This is a genomic window from Desulfosarcina sp. (assembly GCF_041551955.1).
Lineage (GTDB): Bacteria > Desulfobacterota > Desulfobacteria > Desulfobacterales > Desulfosarcinaceae > Desulfosarcina.
In genome coordinates this window covers 1-7,356 of the sequence record NZ_JBFELV010000249.1, presented here as the reverse complement: position 1 = coordinate 7,356, position 7,356 = coordinate 1, and the positions used below count along the sequence as shown (strand labels likewise).

Below are 7,356 nucleotides of genomic sequence, written 5' to 3'. Positions count from 1 at the left end.
GGTTTCTATTGGAAGACGCTCCGTTCATGACCGGCAGCGTGATGCGACTGGATGGCGGCTACCCGCTGGGCGGTGAGCCGGTCGCGCCCATGCCCAAAGGTGTCGTATAGCACCTATCCACCCCGGCAGGGCATCTTATGCCCCAGGCCTATGCTTATTCTTCACCGCTTCGACGATGCTGCTGCGACGCAGCTGGTCCCGGGGGTCATCGCCGGGTGCCGTGAGGATCGTCGATAGATAAACACGCTGGTTGTCAATGGCCCGTTGATAGAGGTCTGCATCGATTTTCCATCGCGCCTTGAAGTGATGAACCATCAACCGGTTCGAGGATGACAATTGGTTTTCAAAACGATTGGCCATGCGGATGTAAAAATCTTTGGACTGATGCATCAGATCCAAATCATCCCGATAGTCCTGGATACGGGCCTCGTCCAGTTCGTAGAATAAAAAAAGCAGCTTTTCCAAATAGGTGCGATCGGCCATTTGAGCCAGGATATCCGCCGTGGCCAACATCTTGCCAATCTGCTCAGTGGGTTTGTCCGGAAACGGAACAGACGCCAGATCACAGTTGAGATCGGTGCAGTGAATCATGGCCATACTGGCGTGAATTTCACTCTCCTGCAGGCCGAAAGCCGCGAAATGCCGTTGCAAAAAATCCATACTCCGCCGCACGTGACAGCGGGTATATTTGGCACCGGTGCCTTGATTGTCATCCTTGTTTTGCAAATATCCCGCATCGTGCAGCAGGGCAGCCACCAGGCCCTGGTGAACCTGCCGGGGCGAAAAAGAGATCCCGGTCTGCCCCGCACCATGAAAGAGCCGGACCATGGCCAGAAAACAATCGGTGACATGCTTCAGGTCGTGGTAATCGGTGTTGCATGCTTTGGTGTGATCCCATTCGCCCTGGTAAAGCGAAACGGTTTTGTCAAATGCAGACCGGATGGTTAACGGATCCGTATCCGGAGAAAAGCAGGCAACCACAGTTATCGCCTCGTCCAAAACCGCTTGCGGGGATTCCATTTTTACCAGATTCGCCAGCTGGATATCATCCATTCCTGGATCGTTCCTCCTGTTGTCGACCGTTTAATATCCTTTGGATCGATGGTGCCACCACGCCAGTCCGTTGAATGCCGCGTGCGGAGACGGATCGATTCACCCTGAAGCTCGCCCACGGGGTATCTGTCTGCCATGGTTCGACTTAAACTTCAAGCCCAATTTGCGGCCCGCAGCGGATCGGCATCACAGCCTCGCCGCACCAATCACCGGCTATTGCGGTTGTACAGGATTGTTGATACAGGTATGGTCTCGGTCCAGCGCACGGGCCTTGGATCGAAGGGCCCTTATCATCAATTGGGGTATTAGCTAACGCGATGGACCGCCTGTTTTTTACCAGGAGTGACGGCAATGGCGCCCTCAACAGGAAGAGGATCAAACCCAATGAGAGTGGTTACCAGACCTGATTTCGACGGCGTCGTATGTGCCGTCTTGCTGATGGATGCGCTTGGCATCGACCCACCGGCACGATGGGTCCAGCCCAGCGATATGCAGCACGGACGGGTGGATATTCAAACCGGCGATGTCATCGCGAACCTGCCTTTCCACGAAGACTGCAGCCTGTGGTTCGATCATCACTTTTCCAATCAACCCAAGACCCCCGTGGACGGGGTGTTTAAAATCGCACCCTCCGCCGCTGGAATTGTCTATGAGTACTACCGGGAACGGCTGGATCGAGACTACACCGAACTGGTTCGCCAGACTGACCGCATCGACTCGGCTGATTTGACATTGGACGAAATCCTCCATCCGGAAAACTACCCCTACGTCCTGCTGTCGATGACGATCACCAACCACGATCCGTCCGAAGAACGCTACTGGAATTATCTGGTGAACCTGCTGCGGACCCGTTCAATGGTCCGGGTGATGGACGATCCGGTGGTGAAGCGTCAAAGCCGGCGGGTGGTGGAGGCCAACATCGCCTACGAAAAGGCCCTCAGGGAGCATACCACCCTGGTGGACCACGTTTCTATTACCGATTTTCGGGATCTTGATCCGGCACCCAACGGAAACCGATTTCTGGTCTATTCCCTGTTTCCCGACTGCACGGTGAATGTCAAAATTGTCTTCGATGAAGACCGTCTGGCCAGCATCAAGGTAGGCCACAGTATCTTGAACCGGGGCTGTGAAGTGAATGTGGGCAAGATGCTCTCCGCCTTCGAAGGGGGTGGTCATCCCGGTGCCGGGGCCTGCCGCTTCGCCCGGGATAAAACACCGGACTATTTGGCGCGAATCGTACACATCCTTCAAGAAAATATCCCCGTCTGAGCCACGCATACGATCCCGCTTCCCGCCGCTGGCAGGCGCGTCCGAAAAAATCGGCAAACCGACAGATATCATCTTCGGTAAAGTGATTTTGCATGTTGACGCAGGAAGGCCTGAGTCAACCGCAACCATTTTGGAGAGAAAATTGCCCATTCACGGCCAACGACCATACCATCACGGTGACTTGCGCCGATCTCTGATCCAGGCGGGATCGAAGATGATCGAGGAGAAAGGACCGGCCGGATTGAGCCTGCGCGAGGTCGCCCGGGTTGCCGGCGTCAGCCACACGGCGCCTTACCGACATTTCCAGGACAAAGCCGATCTGTTGGCGGCAATTGCTCAGGTGGGGTTCGAACAGCTCACCGATGTAGCCGGCAAGGCGGCGCGTCGGCATGACGATGATCCGCGCAAACAATTCGTCGCCGCATCAGTGCAGTACATACTTTTTGGGGTCAGGAACCCCCGCATGGCCCATCTTCTTTTCGGCGGCGTTATCAACATGCGGACCGCCCCACGCGCCCTGAAACAGGCCTCCTGGGCCGCTTTTCAGTTGGTGGAAACCATCATCAACAACGGAAAAAGGGCGGGCGTGTTCCTCGACCGCGACACCATGGAGCTGGCGGTGACCACGTGGTCAGGCATTCATGGCCTGGCCCAGCTCATTTCCGGCGGCTACCTGAGCCGCCTGGCCGCCTCGGAACGGCAGATGGAAGCACTGGGCAAAATGGTGTGTGAACTGCGTTTATCGGGCATCCTCAAACCGAATGAAAAAACATGGATTTGATCCGTTCCCGGCTTTCTACCAGCATCTGGCGATTATCATCGAAGACTTCCAGGGTGACCGTGTCATCATAACCGGCGCCTTTGAGGCGCATGACCAGATCCGCAAACTTGACGGTCCCCTGCCCCACGGCCAGGTGGTCATCCCGCGTACCCTGATTATCGCTGACATGCAGGTGACCGAGGCGCTGGCCAAACCGGTTCACCAGTTCTTTCAGGCGGCGTCCCCGACGATCGTGGATGTTGGCGTGACCGGTATCCAGAGTCAGCTTCAGGGAAGGGAAGGTCTTGAATATCTCATCAAAATCATCCGGCTCCACACCCAGCCGGTTTCTGACGAACATGTTTTCCAGACAGATGGTCACCTCCAGGCGGCGGGCGGCGTCCTCCATTTCAGACAAAAAATCGAAAGCATATCTTTTGACCGTGTCCATGACAAAGGCGCCCATACCGCCGGCCGTGCTCGGGTGCAGAACGACCTTTCTCGCCCCCAGCTCGGCAGCCACCTCCAGGGACCGGCGCATCTCCGTCAGCGAAGCCCGCCGGAGGCTTTCTGTCAGATCGGCCGTGGAGAGAAAGGTGGGCAGATGGCAGACCAGGCCCAGGCCGTTGACCTCCAGGGCCCGGGTGATGGCCGTTCGGGAGGAGGAAAGAATGCTGTGGTGGGCCATGGGCGGATCCATGGCTAATTCCAGGTAATCGAACCCCAGCCGGGCAAAAGTTTCGATCTCGTCCAATACCGGTGTTACCGGAAAATTCATGGCACCAAAATGCATATCATAACCCCCGGCCCAGAAGGAAAGCAAAAGCAGGCCTTTTCGGGCTTATATGGATCGTCAAAATGCCGGCGGCAATAAAAGCCATGGCGACGATAAGATTGGGCGTGATGGGTTCGCTCAACACCAGCCCGCTGAAAACCACGCCGGCAATGGGCATGATGAACACAAAGGAATGCAAGGTGGATGCCCCGTATCGTTTGAGCATGGTGCTCCAGGCAACAAAACCGAAGGCGGCACTGATCAGGCTCTGATACACGTAAGCGCCGACGACCGTCAGGTTCATGTCGAAAATCATTCGGCCATCCCACAGAAAGCCGGTTGACAGGAAAACCGGGACAGAGAATATCATGGGATAAAGCACCAGGTGAAACGGCGAATAATCATTGATAATGCGCTTGGTGTAAACCACGTTGCATGACCAGACCACCACTGCCGCCAAAACGATCAGATCGCCGCTGCGAAGCGATCCGGAAAAACCCTGGGCGCCGGTCAGCATGAAGGCCACACCGATGAACCCCATACCAATTCCCGCCATTTTTTTCCAAGTGATGCGCTCACCGGGAATGAACCGGTGCGAAAGGAACAATACGAAAAAAGGCAGCAGGTTGGAAATCAGCGCCCCCCTGGAGGCATATGTTCGCTCGAGCCCCAGATAAAAAAGGCAAAGCTGAATCGTAAAGGCGATGGAGACGACCAGCAACTGAAACGCCTGGCCCGGCTGGATTCGAAAGCATCGGCCGGTGAAGTGGGCCCAGCAGGCGATGGCAACTGCCGCCAATGCAAAACGAAGGCCTGCCGTGGTCAGCGGCCCCATGCCGGTCAGCGCCAATTTAATGGCCACCGCATTACCACCGAAAATCACGGTGAGAAAGATGATGAATACCCCGGGTATCAGGGTCATCTCCGCATTGTGTGAAGCCATTTCAACTCACATTTATAGGTTATGGGGCCTATCCAGCATGTAGCGCAGAAAATCGGCCACGTTTTTGGCCGCATAATGGGTTCCGGTCCGCTTGGCAAAATCGAGGTCTCCGAAAAATACAGGCCCCCCGGCCACGATCCGGGTTTTCCGGTGCAGGTGATTAGCGATGCATCTCAGGTCGCCTTCGGTATCGAACTGTAGAATGGTCAATCCCAGAAAATCCGGCTGATGGCGGTGACAGGCATCAATAACCACCTCGGGCGTTTGCATCAGGCCCAGCGAGATCAGGCGAATACCGACGACAGCGGCATATTTTTCGATAATCGCCAGTCCCTGACCCAAACCATCATCCAAGGTCGCGGTTACCATAGACGGTGGCTGATCCCAGATACCGTTAACCTTCAGACGCTGGCGCAGGCTTTCCAGGTTGTCTGCCGTCTCGTCAAGGCCCTGCCGCGAAGGCAACCCGTTCGCTAACCATTGGCTGGCAAGGCTGCCCACCGCCGCCCGGAAATCGTTGTATGCCTCCTCCATTGAAGTGCCCTCCCCTTCAAAGGATGCCGGTGATTATGGGCAGCGGAATACCACCACCCAACCCAGTGCGTCAATCGATGATTCTGCCAGCGGGTCTCGGAGGAAAATATCAACTCATACCTTTTTTTCCCATTTTCGATTCATAAATCCTCATTTTTTCACCCTGCGGCCTAATTGCTTTCTGAACCAATGACGCCTAACCATTCTAAATTTTGATGATTATCAAATTTTAAAAAAAATAGGCGCTTGGCAGTGATTTTGCTTTTGGGGATATTCATGCCCACAATCATCTACCCAAAGCGCCATCATAAAGGAAATACACCATGACTGATTTCATTCTTGCCGGACTGAGCGCCGGACTCCTCGCCTTTGTGGCACTATTCATCCTCTCTTTTGTTACCCTGGGATTGATCAGCGGTATGATTCACTTGGCGACCCTCGCTTATCGAAGCCTGGTTTTTAGTAAAACCATCGACTACAAGGGGCAAACTGCATAGCAGCGTAATAAAAACAATCTGCCTTCAATTCAAGCGCACGATTTAACAGCCGGTTAAAGCATCATTGCCATTCATCGGTGTCAGGAACGAACCCGCAGTTTAAATTAACACCGCTGCGAGCAGGGTTGCCTGCCACCCATTGCCCACCCGCCGCTGTACCACCATCAGGCTGCCACACGCCTGTAAAGCCCATCAATACGTATCCGCTATTTCTCTCGGACATTCGATGGTTGTCTTTTTCTAATCAGCCAAACAACAAAAGACCGGCTGGTATGGTTAAAAGGAGCAAGCCATGTCCGTCAAGGGTGACCGGATCTGGAATACCGGGAATTATCCAATTTCATCGTCATCACGTTAAACGGAGCGGCCACATGGTATATGTCCACCCGCGACCGTAGGCTGCTTCAGCAGACCAACGACCAACTTCGCTTTTTCATCCAGCAGTAGCGAAACTGAAAAATAAGGATTCATGGACCGGATAGGATGGATAGGCCAGCGGTGAACCAACATGCGAGAACGCCGATCTGGGCCGCAAGATGCCGTTTCTAAATGGGAATGTCCTCCACCCCTTCAACATCATCGATGGTTTCGAAAAGCTGCTTGACCACCGCGCCCTTTGTGCCCGATTGAAAAAGGGCAACCAGCTCGTGCAGCGCATCATATCCCTGCTCACAGGTGTTCATGTGAAAATCCTGGGCCAGCAGGGAAAACCGCTCAATATCCGTCTCTTGGAGACAGGCATCGGTGTAATAGTTGATCAGCTCACCCAGCATGCCGTCGAATTCGCTGAAATAAGCCAGGTCGTCAAGAAGGTCCGGGTCGGTGGGATTGGCGGCCAAGCCTTTCAACAGGATCGCTTTCAAATTGGGATTGGCCTGTTTAAAGTATTTGCGGATCAGCGGAAGATTGGGCGTTGCGGAATAGCGCTCTTCCTGGTAGGCGCCGAGGACCTGTTGAGTAACGATCCCGCCGGTGTTCAGAAAGTGAACCAAGCGCCGTTGAATGTCGGTTTCAGGCACAGCTGCACCCTCTTCCTCAGCCTCTTGTTCATACAGCAGATCGGTTTCCTCATTCTGCCAGGCAAACCCGGCCTCCTCCAGTCGCTCCCGATAGTCCTGCGGGTGGTTTTTCATGATCTCGCTCACCTGAGCGATGTGGATTTCGGGGTCATCTGCATCAAAAAACAAACCATCGCAAGCCGCATCGATCTCAGGGTCGCCATCCGGTTCGGGCGATCCGGTGATGCAGGTAAAGCAGCCGTACCCGGCGACGGCAGACCCCGCGACCCAAAGGGGCTTGCCGCACGCACAACGGACACCCTGACTCCGCGCGGCGAGAGCGTCTTCGACGGCGGCACGGACCTCATTGGCGTCTGCTTCTTTATGGTTGCGCAGGTATTGTTTTACGAACTGGGTCAAACGAACAGCGATAAAACCGGACATCGACATGCCTTCCGATTAATCTCGATAATTAGCATCGCGTCCATCCATCAACAGGCGAATGGATCATTTATGTATGGACACTG

8 protein-coding genes are annotated in these 7,356 nt (G+C 54.6%); 3 read left to right on the top strand and 5 right to left on the bottom strand.

What is annotated here, in order from left to right:
* Positions 1-135: 135 nt before the first annotated feature.
* Positions 136-1,053 carry a hypothetical protein gene (locus ABYV26_RS16780; RefSeq protein WP_372682507.1) on the bottom strand — a complete coding sequence of 306 codons (918 nt, stop codon included), beginning with the start codon at positions 1,051-1,053 and terminating at the stop codon, positions 136-138.
* Between the two features lie 384 nt (positions 1,054-1,437).
* Here ABYV26_RS16780 and ABYV26_RS16775 point away from each other — a divergent pair, with 384 nt between their 5' ends.
* Positions 1,438-2,322: an exopolyphosphatase gene (locus ABYV26_RS16775; RefSeq protein WP_372682506.1), complete on the top strand. Its 885-nt coding sequence runs from the start codon at positions 1,438-1,440 to the stop codon at positions 2,320-2,322.
* Positions 2,222-3,103: a TetR/AcrR family transcriptional regulator gene (locus ABYV26_RS16770; RefSeq protein WP_372682505.1), complete on the top strand. Its 882-nt coding sequence runs from the start codon at positions 2,222-2,224 to the stop codon at positions 3,101-3,103. The genes ABYV26_RS16775 and ABYV26_RS16770 overlap by 101 nt, the downstream gene beginning before the upstream one ends.
* Here the strand turns inward: ABYV26_RS16770 and ABYV26_RS16765 are convergent.
* Genes ABYV26_RS16765 through ABYV26_RS16755 form a run of 3 tightly spaced genes read right to left on the bottom strand, consistent with a single transcriptional unit; the run spans position 3,075 to position 5,334 of the window.
* A complete protein-coding gene (locus ABYV26_RS16765; protein WP_372682504.1) occupies positions 3,075-3,860 on the bottom strand; it encodes a sugar phosphate isomerase/epimerase family protein in 786 nt (261 codons plus the stop codon). The genes ABYV26_RS16770 and ABYV26_RS16765 overlap by 29 nt on opposite strands.
* A 16-nt stretch (positions 3,861-3,876) precedes the next feature.
* Positions 3,877-4,800: a DMT family transporter gene (locus tag ABYV26_RS16760; RefSeq protein ID WP_372682503.1), complete on the bottom strand. Its 924-nt coding sequence runs from the start codon at positions 4,798-4,800 to the stop codon at positions 3,877-3,879.
* A 12-nt stretch (positions 4,801-4,812) separates the two neighbouring features.
* Complete coding sequence (locus ABYV26_RS16755; RefSeq protein WP_372682502.1) at positions 4,813-5,334, bottom strand: hypothetical protein; 522 nt, start codon at positions 5,332-5,334, stop codon at positions 4,813-4,815.
* Between the two features lie 323 nt (positions 5,335-5,657).
* Here ABYV26_RS16755 and ABYV26_RS16750 point away from each other — a divergent pair, with 323 nt between their 5' ends.
* Entirely contained in the window at positions 5,658-5,831 is a 174-nt protein-coding gene (locus tag ABYV26_RS16750; RefSeq protein ID WP_372682501.1) for a hypothetical protein, read from the top strand.
* A 545-nt stretch (positions 5,832-6,376) separates the two neighbouring features.
* Here ABYV26_RS16750 and ABYV26_RS16745 read toward each other — a convergent pair.
* A complete protein-coding gene (locus ABYV26_RS16745) occupies positions 6,377-7,273 on the bottom strand; it encodes a hypothetical protein (protein ID WP_372682500.1) in 897 nt (298 codons plus the stop codon).
* Positions 7,274-7,356 lie beyond the last annotated feature (83 nt).

Bases quoted from the DNA above. Each gene is read 5' to 3' on its own strand.
- ABYV26_RS16780 (WP_372682507.1), bottom strand. From the start codon at position 1,053: ATGGATGATATCCAGCTGGCGAATCTGGTAAAAATGGAATCCCCGCAA.
- ABYV26_RS16775 (WP_372682506.1), top strand. From the start codon at position 1,438: ATGAGAGTGGTTACCAGACCTGATTTCGACGGCGTCGTATGTGCCGTC.
- ABYV26_RS16765 (WP_372682504.1), bottom strand. From the start codon at position 3,860: ATGAATTTTCCGGTAACACCGGTATTGGACGAGATCGAAACTTTTGCC.
- ABYV26_RS16760 (WP_372682503.1), bottom strand. From the start codon at position 4,800: ATGGCTTCACACAATGCGGAGATGACCCTGATACCCGGGGTATTCATC.
- ABYV26_RS16755 (WP_372682502.1), bottom strand. From the start codon at position 5,334: ATGGAGGAGGCATACAACGATTTCCGGGCGGCGGTGGGCAGCCTTGCC.
- ABYV26_RS16750 (WP_372682501.1), top strand. From the start codon at position 5,658: ATGACTGATTTCATTCTTGCCGGACTGAGCGCCGGACTCCTCGCCTTT.
- ABYV26_RS16745 (WP_372682500.1), bottom strand. From the start codon at position 7,273: ATGTCCGGTTTTATCGCTGTTCGTTTGACCCAGTTCGTAAAACAATAC.